Origin of the sequence: Geminocystis sp. GBBB08 (assembly GCF_016743215.1) — a bacterium.
In the GTDB taxonomy this organism is placed as follows: domain Bacteria; phylum Cyanobacteriota; class Cyanobacteriia; order Cyanobacteriales; family Cyanobacteriaceae; genus Geminocystis.
Genome location: NZ_VRZC01000003.1, coordinates 38,621 through 54,255 on the forward strand (window position 1 = coordinate 38,621; position 15,635 = coordinate 54,255).

At 33.6% G+C, this 15,635-nt stretch carries 23 protein-coding genes, 1 pseudogene and 1 riboswitch; of the genes and pseudogenes, 8 read left to right on the forward strand and 16 right to left on the reverse strand.

Annotation, left to right across the window (positions count from 1 at the left end):
* Positions 1–185: 185 nt before the first annotated feature.
* From FWJ34_RS00960 to FWJ34_RS00970, 3 genes are all read left to right on the forward strand, one after another.
* On the forward strand, positions 186–1,397 hold the full coding sequence (locus FWJ34_RS00960; protein WP_308253411.1) for a CCA tRNA nucleotidyltransferase: 1,212 nt from the start codon (positions 186–188) through the stop codon (positions 1,395–1,397).
* 20 nt (positions 1,398–1,417) lie between these two features.
* Entirely contained in the window at positions 1,418–1,585 is a 168-nt protein-coding gene (locus tag FWJ34_RS00965; RefSeq protein WP_308253413.1) for a hypothetical protein, read from the forward strand.
* A gap of 192 nt (positions 1,586–1,777) precedes the next feature.
* Positions 1,778–2,260, forward strand: a complete 483-nt coding sequence (locus FWJ34_RS00970) for a pentapeptide repeat-containing protein (protein ID WP_396231603.1) — start codon at positions 1,778–1,780, stop codon at positions 2,258–2,260.
* A 250-nt stretch (positions 2,261–2,510) separates the two neighbouring features.
* On the opposite strand, the gene FWJ34_RS19500 is transcribed toward FWJ34_RS00970, so the two are convergent.
* The 4 genes from FWJ34_RS19500 to FWJ34_RS00990 form a co-directional block, all read right to left on the reverse strand.
* Positions 2,511–2,765 carry a type II toxin-antitoxin system RelE/ParE family toxin gene (locus FWJ34_RS19500; RefSeq protein ID WP_396231604.1) on the reverse strand — a complete coding sequence of 85 codons (255 nt, stop codon included), beginning with the start codon at positions 2,763–2,765 and terminating at the stop codon, positions 2,511–2,513.
* Entirely contained in the window at positions 2,766–2,978 is a 213-nt protein-coding gene (locus tag FWJ34_RS00980; RefSeq protein ID WP_308253416.1) for a hypothetical protein, read from the reverse strand.
* A gap of 514 nt (positions 2,979–3,492) precedes the next feature.
* Positions 3,493–3,642, reverse strand: a complete 150-nt coding sequence (locus FWJ34_RS00985; protein WP_308253418.1) for a hypothetical protein — start codon at positions 3,640–3,642, stop codon at positions 3,493–3,495.
* Positions 3,639–3,845: a type II toxin-antitoxin system HicB family antitoxin gene (locus FWJ34_RS00990; RefSeq protein ID WP_308253419.1), complete on the reverse strand. Its 207-nt coding sequence runs from the start codon at positions 3,843–3,845 to the stop codon at positions 3,639–3,641. The genes FWJ34_RS00985 and FWJ34_RS00990 overlap by 4 nt, the downstream gene beginning before the upstream one ends.
* Before the next feature lie 187 nt (positions 3,846–4,032).
* On the opposite strand from FWJ34_RS00990, the gene FWJ34_RS00995 reads away from it, so the two are divergent.
* Both FWJ34_RS00995 and FWJ34_RS01000 read left to right on the forward strand, forming a co-directional pair.
* Positions 4,033–4,224: a DUF6888 family protein gene (locus tag FWJ34_RS00995; protein WP_308253420.1), complete on the forward strand. Its 192-nt coding sequence runs from the start codon at positions 4,033–4,035 to the stop codon at positions 4,222–4,224.
* A 4-nt stretch (positions 4,225–4,228) separates the two neighbouring features.
* Positions 4,229–4,405, forward strand: coding sequence for a DUF6887 family protein (locus FWJ34_RS01000; RefSeq protein WP_308253421.1), 177 nt, complete (start codon positions 4,229–4,231; stop codon positions 4,403–4,405).
* Between the two features lie 132 nt (positions 4,406–4,537).
* Here FWJ34_RS01000 and FWJ34_RS01005 read toward each other — a convergent pair.
* A pseudogene (locus FWJ34_RS01005) lies at positions 4,538–4,795 on the reverse strand (Txe/YoeB family addiction module toxin).
* Positions 4,792–5,025, reverse strand: coding sequence for a hypothetical protein (locus FWJ34_RS01010; protein WP_308253422.1), 234 nt, complete (start codon positions 5,023–5,025; stop codon positions 4,792–4,794). The pseudogene FWJ34_RS01005 and the gene FWJ34_RS01010 overlap by 4 nt, the downstream one beginning before the upstream one ends.
* 219 nt (positions 5,026–5,244) lie before the next feature.
* Between FWJ34_RS01010 and FWJ34_RS01015 the strand changes: the two genes are divergently transcribed.
* Complete coding sequence (locus FWJ34_RS01015; RefSeq protein WP_308253423.1) at positions 5,245–5,451, forward strand: type II toxin-antitoxin system HicB family antitoxin; 207 nt, start codon at positions 5,245–5,247, stop codon at positions 5,449–5,451.
* Positions 5,448–5,678 (forward strand): type II toxin-antitoxin system HicA family toxin, encoded by a 231-nt coding sequence (locus FWJ34_RS01020; RefSeq protein WP_308253424.1) that lies wholly within the window; start codon positions 5,448–5,450, stop codon positions 5,676–5,678. Before FWJ34_RS01015 ends, FWJ34_RS01020 begins: the two co-directional genes overlap by 4 nt.
* Before the next feature lie 115 nt (positions 5,679–5,793).
* Here FWJ34_RS01020 and FWJ34_RS01025 read toward each other — a convergent pair whose 3' ends face one another.
* Positions 5,794–6,051, reverse strand: coding sequence for a Txe/YoeB family addiction module toxin (locus FWJ34_RS01025; protein ID WP_308253425.1), 258 nt, complete (start codon positions 6,049–6,051; stop codon positions 5,794–5,796).
* Between the two features lie 356 nt (positions 6,052–6,407).
* Between FWJ34_RS01025 and FWJ34_RS01030 the strand changes: the two genes are divergently transcribed.
* Complete coding sequence (locus FWJ34_RS01030) at positions 6,408–6,947, forward strand: hypothetical protein (protein ID WP_308253426.1); 540 nt, start codon at positions 6,408–6,410, stop codon at positions 6,945–6,947.
* Between the two features lie 7 nt (positions 6,948–6,954).
* On the opposite strand, the gene FWJ34_RS01035 is transcribed toward FWJ34_RS01030, so the two are convergent.
* The 9 genes from FWJ34_RS01035 to FWJ34_RS01075 all read right to left on the reverse strand — a co-directional run bounded on the left by FWJ34_RS01035 (position 6,955) and on the right by FWJ34_RS01075 (position 15,584).
* A complete protein-coding gene (locus tag FWJ34_RS01035) occupies positions 6,955–7,089 on the reverse strand; it encodes a hypothetical protein (RefSeq protein WP_308253427.1) in 135 nt (44 codons plus the stop codon).
* 56 nt (positions 7,090–7,145) lie between these two features.
* On the reverse strand, positions 7,146–8,216 hold the full coding sequence (gene cheB, locus FWJ34_RS01040; protein WP_308253428.1) for a chemotaxis-specific protein-glutamate methyltransferase CheB: 1,071 nt from the start codon (positions 8,214–8,216) through the stop codon (positions 7,146–7,148).
* Between the two features lie 25 nt (positions 8,217–8,241).
* The gene (locus tag FWJ34_RS01045) at positions 8,242–9,318 is read right to left on the reverse strand and encodes a universal stress protein (protein WP_308253429.1); all 1,077 of its coding nucleotides are present in this window, start codon (positions 9,316–9,318) and stop codon (positions 8,242–8,244) included.
* A 207-nt stretch (positions 9,319–9,525) separates the two neighbouring features.
* Entirely contained in the window at positions 9,526–9,705 is a 180-nt protein-coding gene (locus FWJ34_RS01050) for a hypothetical protein (protein ID WP_308253430.1), read from the reverse strand.
* A 144-nt stretch (positions 9,706–9,849) separates the two neighbouring features.
* A complete protein-coding gene (locus FWJ34_RS01055) occupies positions 9,850–11,001 on the reverse strand; it encodes a MotA/TolQ/ExbB proton channel family protein (protein WP_308253431.1) in 1,152 nt (383 codons plus the stop codon).
* A gap of 406 nt (positions 11,002–11,407) precedes the next feature.
* On the reverse strand, positions 11,408–12,190 hold the full coding sequence (locus FWJ34_RS01060; protein WP_308253432.1) for an ABC transporter ATP-binding protein: 783 nt from the start codon (positions 12,188–12,190) through the stop codon (positions 11,408–11,410).
* Between the two features lie 63 nt (positions 12,191–12,253).
* Positions 12,254–13,651, reverse strand: coding sequence for a CmpA/NrtA family ABC transporter substrate-binding protein (locus FWJ34_RS01065; protein ID WP_308253433.1), 1,398 nt, complete (start codon positions 13,649–13,651; stop codon positions 12,254–12,256).
* A gap of 5 nt (positions 13,652–13,656) precedes the next feature.
* Positions 13,657–14,463: a nitrate ABC transporter permease gene (gene ntrB, locus FWJ34_RS01070; RefSeq protein WP_396231605.1), complete on the reverse strand. Its 807-nt coding sequence runs from the start codon at positions 14,461–14,463 to the stop codon at positions 13,657–13,659.
* A 317-nt stretch (positions 14,464–14,780) separates the two neighbouring features.
* A riboswitch (cyclic di-AMP (ydaO/yuaA leader) is annotated at positions 14,781–14,918 on the reverse strand.
* Between the two features lie 186 nt (positions 14,919–15,104).
* Entirely contained in the window at positions 15,105–15,584 is a 480-nt protein-coding gene (locus tag FWJ34_RS01075) for a hypothetical protein (RefSeq protein WP_308253435.1), read from the reverse strand.
* Between the last annotated feature and the right edge of the window lie 51 nt (positions 15,585–15,635).

Consider the following 15,635-nt stretch of genomic DNA (forward strand, 5'->3'; position numbering starts at 1 on the left):
TTGATCTCTTGCTCTCAATTATTTCTATAAGTTTACATAATTTGACTTAAATACCATTTTAATGTACTTGAGGCGATCGACTGAGAATAAGTAACAATTAAGAATTAATCAGTAATAGGGATTGCTATAGTATGCTTAGAAAAGGACTATTGCCAAATTTTAGGGACTTTTTTTGTCAATTTCTAATGTTTTTAAGTACTTTTATTGTTGATAATTTACCTTTCGATATTGATTTATTACCTTCTGATGGTTATTTAGTAGGCGGTGCAGTTAGGGATGTATTACTAAATCGGACTAAAAAATATTTAGATTTAGATTTTGTGTTACCTCATTCGGTAATTAAAATAGCGAAAAATATTGCTAATTTATATCATGCTGGTTTTGTGGTGTTAGATTCAGAACGAAACATTGCTAGGGTAGTTTTTCCTCATGCTACCATCGATTTTGCTCAACAGGAAGGTGATTCCATCGAAAAAGATTTATTGAGACGAGATTATACGATTAATGCCATCGCTTATAATTGTCAGGAAAAAAAATTAATTGATCCTTTAAATGGTCAAAAAGATTTAAAACAGAAGATAATGAGAATGATCTTGATGAAAAACTTGGAAGATGATCCTTTACGATTGTTAAGAGGTTATCGTCAGGCTTGTCAACTTAATTTTACCATTGAATCTGAAACCCGTAAAGCCATTAGAGAATTAACTCCCCTTTTAATAAAAGTTGCACCTGAAAGAATTAATAGTGAATTTACTTATTTATTAGAGAGTGAGAATGGCACTTATTGGCTAAAAGAGGCTTTTAAAGATGGTTTATTATCTATTTATTGGCAAAATCTCGATGAAGAAAAGATAAAATATTTAAACAAAATTGATTTTTGGATTGGATGGTTACGAGAAAATTTTAATGATTTTAAAAATATTAATGTAGAGGCTTATAGCAGTGCAAAATTAGCTTGTTTAACAGACAATAATATAGACATTGCACAAAAAGAATTAGTGAATCTAAAATATTCTCGTCAAGAAATTAAAGCAGTAATAATTATTCTGAAATATACTTCTCGTTTATTAGAAGAAGATTTTTCGACTAATTTATCGTCACAATATTTTTTCTTTTTATCCGTAGGTAAAATATTCCCTAATTTAGCAATTTTTGCTCTTGCCCATGATATTTCTCCTAATTTAATTACTATGTTATTTGAGCGTTATTTAGATAATCAAGATTCTGTGGCACATCCACAACCCTTACTAACAGGGAAGGATTTAATGGAGTCTTTGAAAATTCCTCCTAGCCCATTAATTAAACAATTATTAATAGATGTGCAAATTGCTTATATAGAAGGCAAATTTATTGATAAAAATGGGGCGTTACAGTGGATAATGAATCATAGACTATAATTATTTTAGATCTTAAGATTATGACCAAAGCTATTATCAATCAAATTAATTCTATCGCTAATAAAAGACAATTATTAATAAAACTATTAGACAAACCGGACTTGGGTAGTTTGCGTTTAGATGTAAACCAAGCCATTGAGGAGATAGACGAATTAATCGAAGACTTAAATAAAACTTTTAAAAATTGATAATAGACTTTTTGCACAAGTCGCGGCAACAATGCAATAAGCAACGATGCACAGGGCAAATTTCTTCATTCTAAACTCTAAATTCTAAAGTAGGTTTTGAATTGATATACAAGATTTAACTATTTATTTCTTATTTCTTATTTCTCATTACGAATTTGAATTCTTTATAAAAAAATTTTTTGACAATAATTCATGATGATTTTATTAAAATTAATTAGTCTAACGTTAGCATTAATAATCAGTTTTATAACGATAGTTAATCCTGTAGAAGCCTTAGATTATACCAAAAGAGATCTATTTGAAAGTGATTTTTCAGGACAAGATTTAGTAGGATCAACTTTTAATAAAGCTAATCTTCGTAGTAGCAATTTTAGTCACGCAAATTTACAAGGAGTTAGTTTTTTCGGGGCTAATATGGATTCAGCAAATTTAGAAGGTGCTAATTTAACTAACGCAGTATTAGATTCAGCGAGAATGACAAGAGTTAATCTTCATAACGCTATTCTTGAAGGTGCATTTGCTACGAATACTAAATTTGAAAAAGCGAATATAGAAGGTGCTGATTTTACAGATGTAATTTTACGTCCTGATTTAGAAGAGTTGCTATGTGAAATGGCCAGTGGTACTAATCCTGTTACTGGTAGAAATACCCGTGATACTCTTTATTGCTCATGATTTTCTTGATTTCAAGTATTATTTCACTTTTATTTTACGGCCGTTTTTAGATCAATGAACCACAAAAATTTATTATAAATGTACTCTGTGGTGTGCATTGCAAGTTTAGGCAGTGGTTTTCCAATTTGAAAAGTACTATATGTTTTAAACATACTGATATATCACAGATTTGCTCACTTTTACCCTAGTTTTTTCTGTTTTAAAGTGGCATAATTCACCCTGAATTAAATCAGGTTTTTAATGATTTACCTTAAGGGAATATTTGGTAAATTTCTCTACGATGTGTCACTCGTTGACAGATAATAGTTTGATTGGTTTTATCAATGGTTAAGCCAATTCTATAATCTCCCACCCTAATTTTATACTTATCTTTATAGCCTTTCATTTTGTTGAGATAACCTAATTCAAAAGGATTCTCGGTTTCTAATTGATTGAAAACAATTAACTCTATACGAGATTGTATATCATTTGGTAAAACTGTTATTTCTTTTACAAACTTTTTGATTCAATTTTCCACATTCTGATTTTTGATTTCTGCTAAATAGTCTAAGGCTTTTTCTTTAGAAAGAGTTTCTTCCTTTTCAACTTCTTCTATCAGTTTTCCTAGTCCATAATCTTCAAGAATTTCTTCGATTTTTTCAAATTCAGTAATGGAAATCTGAACCGCAATCGGTTTTTGATTAGTGTCTAAGACATAGTTTTTATTGATTTCTAGCATCTACTTTTCTCCAAAAGTCCTCTACACTATTATAAACCATCACTTTTTCAAAAATCGATGCCAAAGGCACCCGGTGCGCCCGAACCTCCCAAAATCAAGGTAAATTAATCGCTTCAGCAGATTCTGGTTGACATTTGCCCTCAGCATACTCTTGTTGAGCTTCCTTGACATCTTTTACTAATTCGGCTCGTTTTTATTCAATAAGACGATTTTTTAAAATCTGAATTAAGTTTCTTGATCTTCTAAGGGAAGTTGTTGGGAGGCATCTAATATTTCCCTAAAAATTGCTTGTATTATAATTCTATTTTATTTCTGATAGTTTTATCTTTTCAATTATAAATCTAACAAATTTCCCCCCCCCACAAAAATCGATACCAAATGCACACTGCTTGATCGTACCACCAAAATCAAGGTAAACTAATCGCTTGAGCCGATTTAAACTATTGGGAATGTCTGTGAAGATTGTAAAGCGAGTCATGAAGACAACCAACAGTCTTTATCTTCAATTTTCCCCTTATTCTGGATAATGATACCGACAGGAGATAATGGTTAAATAATCATCAACTCCAGTTTGAGGATTAATCCAGGGGGAGTGAGAAGAACCTTCTCGTTTAAGATAGCAACCAGCTATGCGTAACTTCTTTTCTAATTTCTTACGTTTCATGGAATGCAAATTTTCTCCTCGATCGCTTCTTGACGAATATCTGCTAAACGATCTTCAAAAATTAATTGAATGGTACTTTTTAGGCTTTCCTTTGCTTCTTCAATCGTTTCTCCCTGTCCATTTGCTCCGGGTACTTCAGGACAAATAGGCCAGTAACCTCCTTCAGTTGCTAATTCAATAATGGCGGTAAACTCTGCTTTCATAATAATTTTTTATGCACAATTTCATATTGATTATAGCTTTTTAAGAGTAAATTCAGGGATGGGTATTGGCTTTGATCTTCAAAACCGATCGCGCTCCCAAAACCGATGGCATTACTTAAAAAATTTATAAAATAAAATCACTTAAAAGTTGTAAAATCAAAAAATCAAAAAATAGAGGAAAATAATATTGCCGACAGTTAATCAAATGCGACAAGTGGTGATTATATGTCAATATCTATCTAATTTTTATCAGCCAATTTATCTATTCAGATATGATGTAGATAGAGAAGAAATATTTATCATTGCTGGTGACCTTGAAAGTATTGAAATAACAATTTTTAGGGATGGTACATGGAGGTACGAAATTGTTGAACTTTAAAGAAATGTCCTTAAATGAATTAAGAAAATATATTTTGAAAAATAGAAAAGATGAAATTGCTTGGAAAGAGTTTGTTAGTCGTCCTCGCCCTCATGCAATCATCGTAACGGCTGAAACATCACTGGAAGAACAAGAGCGTATTTTGCAAGAAGCTAGTAGAAAAAAACATAGTAGCAACTAAAATTAAAATATTATCAATAGGTAGGATCGCTCTCCCAAAACTCGATCAAACTTCCAAAACCGATGGCACTCTCTAAAACTCGATCGCACTCCCTCAAAAAAAATATGCTAAAGGTACGCTGTACACCCATAATTAATAATGAAACTTACAAGAAATAATAACAATCTCTTGATCACAAACACGATATACTAAGCGATGCTCTCTCGTAATACGTCGTGATCATAATCCTGATAATTCGTGTTTTAATGCTTCTGGTTTTCCTAATCCAGAAAAAAGATTTCTTTGTATATCTTTAATGAGATCAACTATTTTAGTGTAAATTTTTTTGTCGTTAATTGCCCATTGGTTAAATTCATCGAAACTTCTGATTAGAAAAGCTACCTTTCTCATAATTTAGCAGGATCTACATAAATATAGTTATCAGGATTTTTAAGGGATTCTATGGCTTCTTGGAGATGCTGACGGTTAGCAGATGTTGAAAGCAGATAATCTGTTTCATCCATTTCCGTTGATTCTTGAATTAATAAAATTGCCTCAACCACTGTTCCTTCAGGTAAGTCAATAGTAGGTAAGTTGAGTTGACCGTTTTTTACAGTTGCTTTATATTTTAGTGCATTCATTATGAGTATGTTATGCTAACAACTTTTTAATTTTAACAGTTTTAAGGTTGCTTTGGGTTCATCTTCACAACCCAACCTACAAACTCAATTCCCAAAACCGATTGCCCTCTAAAATTGATCGAACTCCCTAAAACCGATCGCACTCAAAAAAAATACTAAGAGAAATCATCTTCAATCATGCTAGGATCAAAATGATAAAATTTTATCGACAAATCACTGATGAGACAAGTAATTATCTATCCTGGAGAAAACGGTTATTGGGTTGCTCAATGTCCCAGTTTACCTCCTTGTATTAGTCAAGGAAAAACAAAAGAGGAGGCAATCTTTAATATTCAAGAAGCAATAGAATTATATCTTGAACTTCTTCGGGAAGAAGGACGTATTATTCCTGAAGATAAAGTTGACACAGTAACACTTTCCCTATGAGTAAATTACCTCAAATTTCGGGCAAAGAGTGTATTCAAACATTGGGAAAAACAGGTTTTTGCATTAAGCGTCAAAAAGGAAGTCATATTATTCTCTGTCGAGATGATCCTTTTGCTGAAGTAGTAGTTCCTAATCATAAAAATCTTGATAAAGGAACTCTAAGAGCTATTATCCGACAAGCTGACTTAGAAGTGGACGAATTTATTGAGTTATTAAAGAATAAATAATTTTTATCAAAATATTGGGGAAATACCCGAACTCCCAAAACTGATCGCACTCTCTCCAAAACTCGATCGCACTCCCTCAAAAAAAATATGCTAAAGGTATGCTGTACACCCATGATTAATAATGAAACTTACAAGAAATAATAACAATCTCTTGATCACAAACACGATATACTAAGCGATGCTCTCTCGTAATACGTTGTGACCATAATCCTGATAATTCCTGTTTTAATGCTTCTGGTTTTCCTAATCCAGAAAAAGGATTTCTTTGTATATCTTTAATGAGATCAACTATTTTAGCGTAAATTTTTTTGTCGTTAATTGCCCATTGGTTAAATTCATCGAAACTTCTGGTTAGAAAAGCTACCTTTCTCATAATTTAGCAGGATCTACATAAATTACCTGAGTTCGATATAATCATAAACCTGAAAATATTTTCTAGTAACGGTTTTCAGTTTTTCCCTCATTTTCTTTGATAAGTTGATATTCCTCAATCACTTGGGCGTATTGCTGTTGATTCTTGTCAATTAAGAAGCGAGTCTCCTCACCATCCACATTAATCGCTACTCGGATACCATTATGATCATACTCAAACTCTCAGAAAATGTTGTCGTTATCATACACTATTGATAGACTTATGTCAACTCTTTGATAAAATTGACAAAAATAAGATGTATTTGCACAATTAATTTAAACTAGCTATATAAGTTAATTAATAATATAATTAAGATTATGAGTAAAATTAAAACTCAAGAAGAAGTTGATAAAGAACAACAAAATTTACAAGAGATTTTAATACTTTTAGATCAATTATTTAGACGAGAAGAAGCTACTGCTAAAAGTATTGTTGGGTGTTTATATGATATTGCAATGATAAATTTAATCAATAAATATTGTCCTTTATGGGGTATTAATTTAACTCTAAAATATTTAACTCGTTTACCTCGTCCTGTGGCTCAATCTTTAGGAGTAAAATTATATTTACAGCCAAAATGTCCTCAACTTATCACTGACTGGCTTTATACTCTTGTAGAGTTTCCTGATAAACCAACGACAACTTTAGAAGCAGAAGTGATAGCCCATGAATTATTTCCTACTCTTCAAGAAAGTAAATTAGAAATCAAATCTTTACACCAAAAAGTAAAATTATTGACAAGTGCATTAGTAGTAACAATAGCAATTTTTAGCGGTGGTTTTGCGTGGATTGCCTATAATTTAGACATGAATCCAATGCAATTACTGACTACCTCTCAAGGAAATTTAAGAGATTAGACTTTCATTAATTCATTTGATTAATAATTTTAATTGTTTCAACACTAACAGTAGTTACTTTTTTTAATAACTCAATTACTTCCTGTTTATAATCAGCAAATCGATAATTATTAAACTTTTGTGCAATAGTTAAATCTTTCAATTTTTTTTCTTTATATTGATCTAAAATCTACTCTACAGCTGATAATTGTAGCCTAGTTATCTTGTTAATGTCATCAAATGAGAAGCGATAGCATGATCTGGTAGAACTTTTTTAGCACCACCTAAACGAATAGCTTCCCCGGGCATACCGAAAACTACGGAACTAGCTTCATCTTGAGCGATGGTGTAAGCACCTTGTTGAGACATGGCTAGTAAACCTTGAGCACCATCTTTACCCATACCTGTCAATAAAACACCAATGGCATTTTTACCGAAAACTTTGGCACAGGAATTAAATGTAACGGTTACAGAAGGGCAATGCCCATCAACAGGAAGCCCAGTAAAACAGAAAAATCTCCCATTACGATCAAATTCTAAATGATGTTTTTCTCGGGGAAAATAAATATAACCTCCTTGGGGTTTTTCTCCCGTCATCGCAACTTTTACTTTTAATTGACAATTATTGTTCAACCAATCAATTAAACCATCTAAAAAACCTTCACTGATATGTTGTACACAGACAATGGGCACAGAAAAATGAGCTGGGATTTTACCTAAAATTTCTAACAATACTTGCGGGCCACCAGTTGAAGTGCCAATAGCAATCATTTGAATTTTCTTATGGGAAGAAATAGTTGAAGGAGTACTTTTTACTGGGGTGGATTGGGAAGTAGAGGAACTAGGGATAGGTAGAATAGATGTAGAGGATGATTTCCGACGAAAAACCTTGATACCCGATAATACTCGAATTTTGGTTAGTAAAGATTCAGTGATAAAATCATAATCTTTAGGTTGTCCGCTACGGGGTTTTGGAAATATATCTACTGCACCGGCATTTAAAACATCAAAAACGTGTTTTGTATCTTCTTCTTGTACCGACGCACTAATAACTAAAATTGGTTTGGGGAAATTAGCCATAACTTCCTTTGTAAATTCTAAGCCGTTCATTTTTGGCATATGTAAATCACTACAAATAACGTCTGGATTTAATTTTTTCAGTAATTCCAAACCTTCAAGACCATTTTTAGCCGTACCGACAACTTGAATATCAGAGGAAGCATTGATAATTTTTTGTAATAATATAGTAGCAACAGGAGAGTCTTCAACGAGTAGTACTTTTATGGTCATTTTTTTAAGAAAAGGTATTTAAAATTTAAGGAGTGGCGATAATGTGTAAATCAATTTGTTTTTTCCAGATTAACTTTATTAATTTTTGAGTAAAAGAACCTTTAAGAAATTGTTTCCAACGGGATTGTTGACTTTCTCCGATGACAATTTGAGTGATTTTTTCTTTTTCAGCAACTTCGGTGATGGTATTAGGAACATTATAACTCTTAATTACTAAAAAATTACCCCCAAAATCTTGACACAATTGTTCACAGGTTTCAATATGTAAGGCTTCTGCTTTGGAGAGAAAATGGTCAGGATTTTGAACAAACAAAACGAATAGAGGGGCATTCATATAATTAGCTAATCTTGCACCCCGACGTAATAAACGTAAAGAATTAGGATAGGTAGATACACAAACTAACACCCTTTCTTGAATAGAATAAGATTGAGCTGGAGATAAAGATTCTTCTCCTTCTTCTTCAACGGTATCCGCCACTTCCCTTAAAGCTAGTTCCCTTAAAGCGATTAAATTTTTACGTTGAAAAAAATTTCTTAAAGATTGCTCAATTTTATTACTAGCGTAAATTTTACCTGCTAATAAACGTTCTTCTAAGGTTTCTGGGGTAACATCAATGACAACGACTTGATCAGCTTCTTCTAAAATACGATCAGGGATACGTTCTCTAACCACTACACCAGTAATTTTTGCTACAAGATCATTAAGGCTTTCTAGGTGTTGAATATTAACAGTAGAATAGACATCAATTCCGGCGTTAAGAATTTCTTCCACATCTTGATAACGCTTTGGATAACGAGAGTTAGGGATATTAGTATGGGCTAATTCATCAATTAACACTAATTGGGGATGGCGATCGACAATCGCTTTCGTGTCCATTTCTGTTAGAGTGGGATTAGTTTGAGAAATAGACTTCCGGGGGATAACTTCTAAACCTTTAGCCTGTAATAAAGTCTCTTGACGGTTATGGGTTTCTAAAAGTCCAATGACTACATCAATACCTTGTTGTTTAAGACTTTTAGCATCCTGAAGCATTTTATAGGTTTTACCTACTCCTGGTGCCATACCGATAAATATTTTATGTCTGCCTCGTTTTTTATTCATTTTTTTTTCTCGCAAAGGCGCAAAGTCGCAAAGAAATGTACAAAGAGATAATGGTAAGATAAGGACAAGAAATAATTGAGAAGTGTTATATTAGTTTTAGAAAGTCCTAAAAGTCAACAATTATCTGAAATATAAGTAAATAACTTTGCTGTTAATTGCCTTATATTATACTTATTGCAGAAGTCAGGGAATAAAGATTAACGAATATTAAAATAGGGTTAATTGCCCTTCTCCTTTTAATTTCCAATGGTTTTCGCAGACTTTTTCGGCAATGTCTTCTAAAACAGTCAAAATTGTCTGATTTTCTGGAGTTGTGCCATTTTTTAATAAGGGTAAAATATTTAACACAATCTCATCAAATGTCGTAGTTTTATTTTCCCTTTCCATTCTTCTTAAATAACTGATTAAATAATATTTAATTCTCAGTTTTACATCAAGATGAGACTTGAATATAGTTTCACGATTTTGTATTACTGTTACCTAAAATTTGGTTTTGTGAGGGAAGAGGAATAAATAATCAAATCAAACAGGTTATTTTTTGAAAAATAAAGATAGAATGACAACAAAAAGAAAAATTCCCAAATAGACGATATAATATTTGATTAATTTATCAAAATCGCTTTTTCTCGGTAAATTTCCTTCTTGTAAAATAATTTTATTAACCTCATTAATACTGTCAATTAGTTCAATCTGTTTAATTTGAATTTCTTGTAACTGATTCATAAAATTTTCTATCAAATTTTTAGCTGCTTCTTTAGCGTAAATTTCTGCAGGATTAACTAATTCTTCCGTAGTGGGTAAAACATCTTTTACTGACTGAATTAAATCATATTTATTAGGTAATTTTTCTTCAATAATATTAATAATTTGCTCGGAAATAAGTTGTGTTTTTAGCTCAATTTCTTGTGGTTCTTTATGTTCTTTTAAACGAGGTAAAATATGATCATTAATATAAATTTCGGTATTTAATAATAATTGAGATTCCATTTTTTCTACTATCACTAAAGGAATCATCACCATGACACTTAAAAATAATGCTAATAAAGTAGTATCAAAGGCGATCGCCAATCCCGTAGTTACAGTAGCAATACCCTCTTTAATTTGATCAACTTGTGCAGTATTGTTAAGGAAACCATTAAAACCATTAACAGCCTGACTAATACCCAATACCGTACCGATAAATCCCAATAAAGGAATAGCCCAGACTAAAATTCGGGGTAAAGCATAAGAAGATTCGGAAGCACTAAGATAAAACGAGCTATCATCTAAGGCTAATTCCGTCACAATTTTACGACTACCAGAGAGAATATAAGCATTTAAAATACGACTTAATCGCTTAGTAATCATTGTAGGGGTACGAGCAAAATCTTCTTGAAGAGAAACTAATTGATATGATTTATGATCATGAAAATTAATATTATCAGGTACTCCAATTTTATTTAAAATATTGGTTTCTTTGATAATCTTTTGATACTTATTTACTGTAATAATAGCAACAATACAAGAGAAAAAAATAGCTAAATGTTGGGTAAAACCTCTTTGGTAAAGAAGAATACCTAAATAAGATTGTTGGAAAGGAAAAAGGATTGCATAAATGATAATTGTTAATCCTAATGCACCGAGAAAAACCTGAATAAAATTAATATCTAATTCGGCTCTACTATTATTATTTATTTGTCGCATATTTTAGTATATTTACTTCTTGAAAATAAAAAAATAAATTATTATTTAACAATCTAAATTTTGTATAAATTAAGTCACTTTAGTCAAAAAAATTATGTAGATTGGGCTATACCCACCAATGAAAGTTTTTGAGAATTTTTAATATTATTAAACTGTTTCATTCTTATTTGAAATAACTATATCTCATTATAGGATAATGGTTACGAACTACCTATTACTAACAAACACAGTATAACATAGGCTTCATCATTCATAGGCTAATGCTTCAAGACAGACTTCCGTTCGACTTTTAATTTTACTGATGCACAGGCAAGATGCTTGTTTACTGATGCACAGGCAAGATGCCTGTTTTACTGATGCACAACAGGCAAGATGTTTGTTTTACGATCGAGGCAGAGAAAAAACCCTACTGATAATTTTCCAGAAAATCTAACGCCTCATTACGCAAATGATAATATTCCGTTGTCTCTCGTAATTCATGGGCATGACGGGGGCGTGGTAAAGGAATATCAAGTACCTTACCAATCGTAGCGTTTGGGCTATTTGTCATCATCACAACTTTATCAGACATAAAAATAGCCTCATCCACATCGTGAGTAATCATCATCACAGCCTGACGGTGATTTTCCCAAATATCGATTACCTGCTGTTGTAACTTCGGGCGAGTTAAAGCATCTAACGCTCCAAAAGGTTCATCTAACAATAATAATTTAGGACGAGTAGCTAAGGCACGGGCAACCCCAACTCTTTGTTTCATACCTCCTGAAAGTTCGTGAGGATACTTGTCGGCGGCGGGAGTTAATTTTACCATTTCGATATGTTTATTCACAATGCTGATTTTTTCAGCAACGGTGGCTTTTTTAAATACTTCATCAACCGCTAATCTGATATTTTCCCTGACGGTTAACCAAGGTAAGAGAGCGTATCCTTGAAATACCATCATGCGATCGGCACCGGGTTTAGTGATTCGTTTTCCTTCTAGTGTCACCATGCCAGAGGTAGGCTTTTCTAATCCCGCAACGATTCTGACGAGGGTTGATTTGCCACAGCCTGAATGTCCGATTACGGAGACATATTCTTTTTCTCCTACACTTAGGTGAATACCGTTTAAAACGACAAAATCACTGCCGTCTGGTTTTTTGAAGGATTTGACTACGTTTTCGATAGTTAAAAATTGTTGTTGTGTCATTTTCTTTTGATGGGTTATTGTTTCTCGCAAAGGCGCAAAGGCGCAAAGAGGTACAAAGAATTCCTAAGTAAAACTATAAATTTGTGGGCGATTAGCTCGAATGTCGAAGGAGTTAATGTAGTTAATTGGGTTACTCGCATCAAAGGATTTTCCATCAATAAAGGCTTTTCCGTCCACTATTTTATAATCGTCTTGAGGGCAGTTGATGCCCATTTCGGTAGCTATTTCTCGGTATAAGTCGGTACGCCACGCTTTTTTGGCTATTTCTTCGGCATTACGAGGAAATTCAGGAATTTGCCCCCACCTTGTGGCTTGTGTCATTAACCAGAAGCTATCGGATTGCCATAGGAAGGTTGAATGATCGTTTTCGATATTTGATACTTCGGGAGGTAAGTCAAAAAATAGAGTCGTTTCTAAACTTTTTTTTATTCTCGGTTGATCATCAAAGCCTCCATAATTAAAGTTACCGATTATACCGGCTTCTGTATATTTACTTTTAGCACCAGTAAATGATCGTTGAGAGATAATTTGGGCTACTTCTTCTCGATTTTCTTGTTTACTGCAATATTGACAGGCTTCTATCATGGCTTTCACTAATGAGCGATAGGTTTTGGGGTTTTGCTCAATGAAAGATTCTTGTACTGCTAAGAGTCTGTCTGGATGCCCTCGCCATATTTCTCGCCCTTGAGCAAAGGTAAAGCCGATGCCTTCATTGCCACTGATAGCCCTTGTATTCCAAGGTTCAGCTACCATATAGGCTTGCATTGCTCCGATTCTCATATTACTTACCATTTGCGGTGGAGGGGTGATGATTACTCGCAATTCATCGATGGGATTTAAACCCACAGAAGCCACAAGATAACGAACAAAATACTCATAAATAGCGGAACTCAGCACCACAGCCCAAACTCGTTCATTAAGGGGAGCTTTTTGCCAAAAATTGCGTAAATCCTGTCCAAAAGCGTCTAAATTACCATTATAGGTGAACCAAGGTCTTATTCCCCCTTCCCATAGTTTACGATTCATGGTTAAAGCGTTGCCGTGACGGTGAATTGTCATAGCCGCACACAAGGGAAATTTTCTCGCCCCTTCTGCCCCTAATCTGGCGTTTGTTATCGAACCTGAGACAACAGGAGAAGCATCTAAACGACCAAAAATAATCCCGTCTCTGGAGTTTGCCCAACTCGCTTCCCGACTCAAAGTTACATTTAAACCATACTTGCGAAAAAAGCCTTTTTCCCATGCGATCGCAAAAGGGGCGCAGTCATTAACAGGAACAAAACCAACGGTTAAATTAGGTTTTTCAAGGGTTTCTGGCTTGATAATCGGTTCAACGGCTAAAGCAGTATCAGGGATATTTGAGGGTTGATTACTTTGTGTTTTGGTACAACTATTAAGGGTGATGGCACCAACGGTTGCCCCTATGCCTTGCAAAAATAAACGACGATGATAATTTGTCATAAATTTTACCCCCTCGCAGGACGATGAGTAACGAGAGTTTGTAATTTAGCAAGGGCATAATCAAGAATTAACCCCGTAATACCAATGACAAATACCGCTAAAAATACCGAACTAACATTAAGACGATTCCACTCATCCCAGACAAAAAAGCCAATACCGATACCTCCTGTCAACATTTCTACGGCTACGATGACTAACCATGCAATCCCTAAACTGATGCGTAACCCGGTGAAAATATAGGGCAAACTAGCAGGAAGCATTACCGTTACCAACTGTTTCCAACGAGGCATTTCCAACACTTGAGCCACTTCTAAATATTCCGCAGGAACGTTTTTAACTCCCTCTGCGGTATTGATAATCGTTGACCATAAAGAAGTAATAAAAATTACAAAAATAGCTGAAGGTTCAGCAGAATTGAAGATTGCTAAAGCGATGGGCAACCAAACAAGAGGAGAAACAGGTTTAAAAACTTGAATAACAGGGTTGAGAATTTGCCATGCGGTGTTATTCATCCCGATTAAAAAACCTACAGGAATAGCGACGATCGCACCCAATAAAAAACCAATACAGACTCGCCTCAAACTAGCTAATAGTAACCATCCTAACCCTAAATCTCCTGGTCCTCGACGGTAAAAAGGATGTAAAATAAAGTCAAGATTTTTCGCTAACGCTTCGGGAGGAGTAGGCATCATTTCACTACGAAAAAGAGCAATAATCCACCATAAAACTATGATTCCTGCAAAACCAATTAACGGTAAAAAAACCTGAGAATTAGTAAATTTTTCGAGAAAATTATTTTTTTTAAAACCCATATAAAAAGCCTTATTTACTTTATTTTTACTAAAAATATTCATGAGTACTACTAAAAAGCAACATCCACAAAGACTTTTAAACCTTTGCGTCCTTTGCGCCTTTGCGTGAAAATATCTCTTTAAAATTAAGTACAAAAACAAGTAACCTTGCTTAAAAATTAAAGCAAAATCAATCAGTTTTTATAGTTAATAAAAATTAGAAAATTAACAATAATTCATATTAAATTACACCTCAAAGTCAAATAAAGGTAATCGAATGTAGAGATTTGTCAAAGTCGGAATACCTAAATGAAATTGAGACAAAAAATGCTCATTCTTTAGTCTCCTCTCAATGCCTACGAAGTTAGCTGACGGGCTAGGACTGAGAGATGTCCCTTTTTACTGTTAAAGTAAAAATAAGCCCCCAATTTGGTTCCTCCGCTTCTTTTTAACTCGGAATTAGGCTGACTCACTCTAAAAGTTGATTATATCTTATAGATTCTATTTTCGCTGTAATGGTGAACACAAAATTTAAGGATTGTTTCTCGCAAAGGCGCAAAGCCCCAAAGAAAGGTACAAAGAATTATTAGTGTCTTAGTTAGTTTTTCTACGAGAGCCAATCCTGTCTCTTTTACTTGTCTTAATTTATCTATAACTGCTACTCAAGTTTTTTTATGAAGCTGAATTTGTCCTCCATTTAAAAAACTTGAGTATTTTTCGATCGACATAAAATCAGTATAACGAGAACTCATTTCTGGTGGGATAAATTCAAACATGAAATGGTTTTCTACCCACACTTCTATTAAATCAAAAGGACCTCGATCGCAATACCGATGTAGCCAACCTTCATTTTCTGCGATCGCTTCAATTTCGGCTTGACTACTAGGTACTGTCATAGCGGCATGAGTCGAACTAAAACTAGAAGGAGAAGTATTTGTTTGGGAAATAACTGCTGTTTCACCCGGTATCAATTCTAAGCCTAGGGGTTGAATTTCAATGGCAGTACCATATTTATCTCCCACTATCACAATATATGAATTAGGAAAAACAGGAAAAGGAAATTCTTGTCCTTGTACAATCTTTGCAAGTACTCGGGCAACATGAGCTGGATTTTTGACTGCGATTGACAGATGATGTAACATAATTTTTATTCCTTTAAAACTATTGTTAATTGAAAATCTCTTTGACTGAAC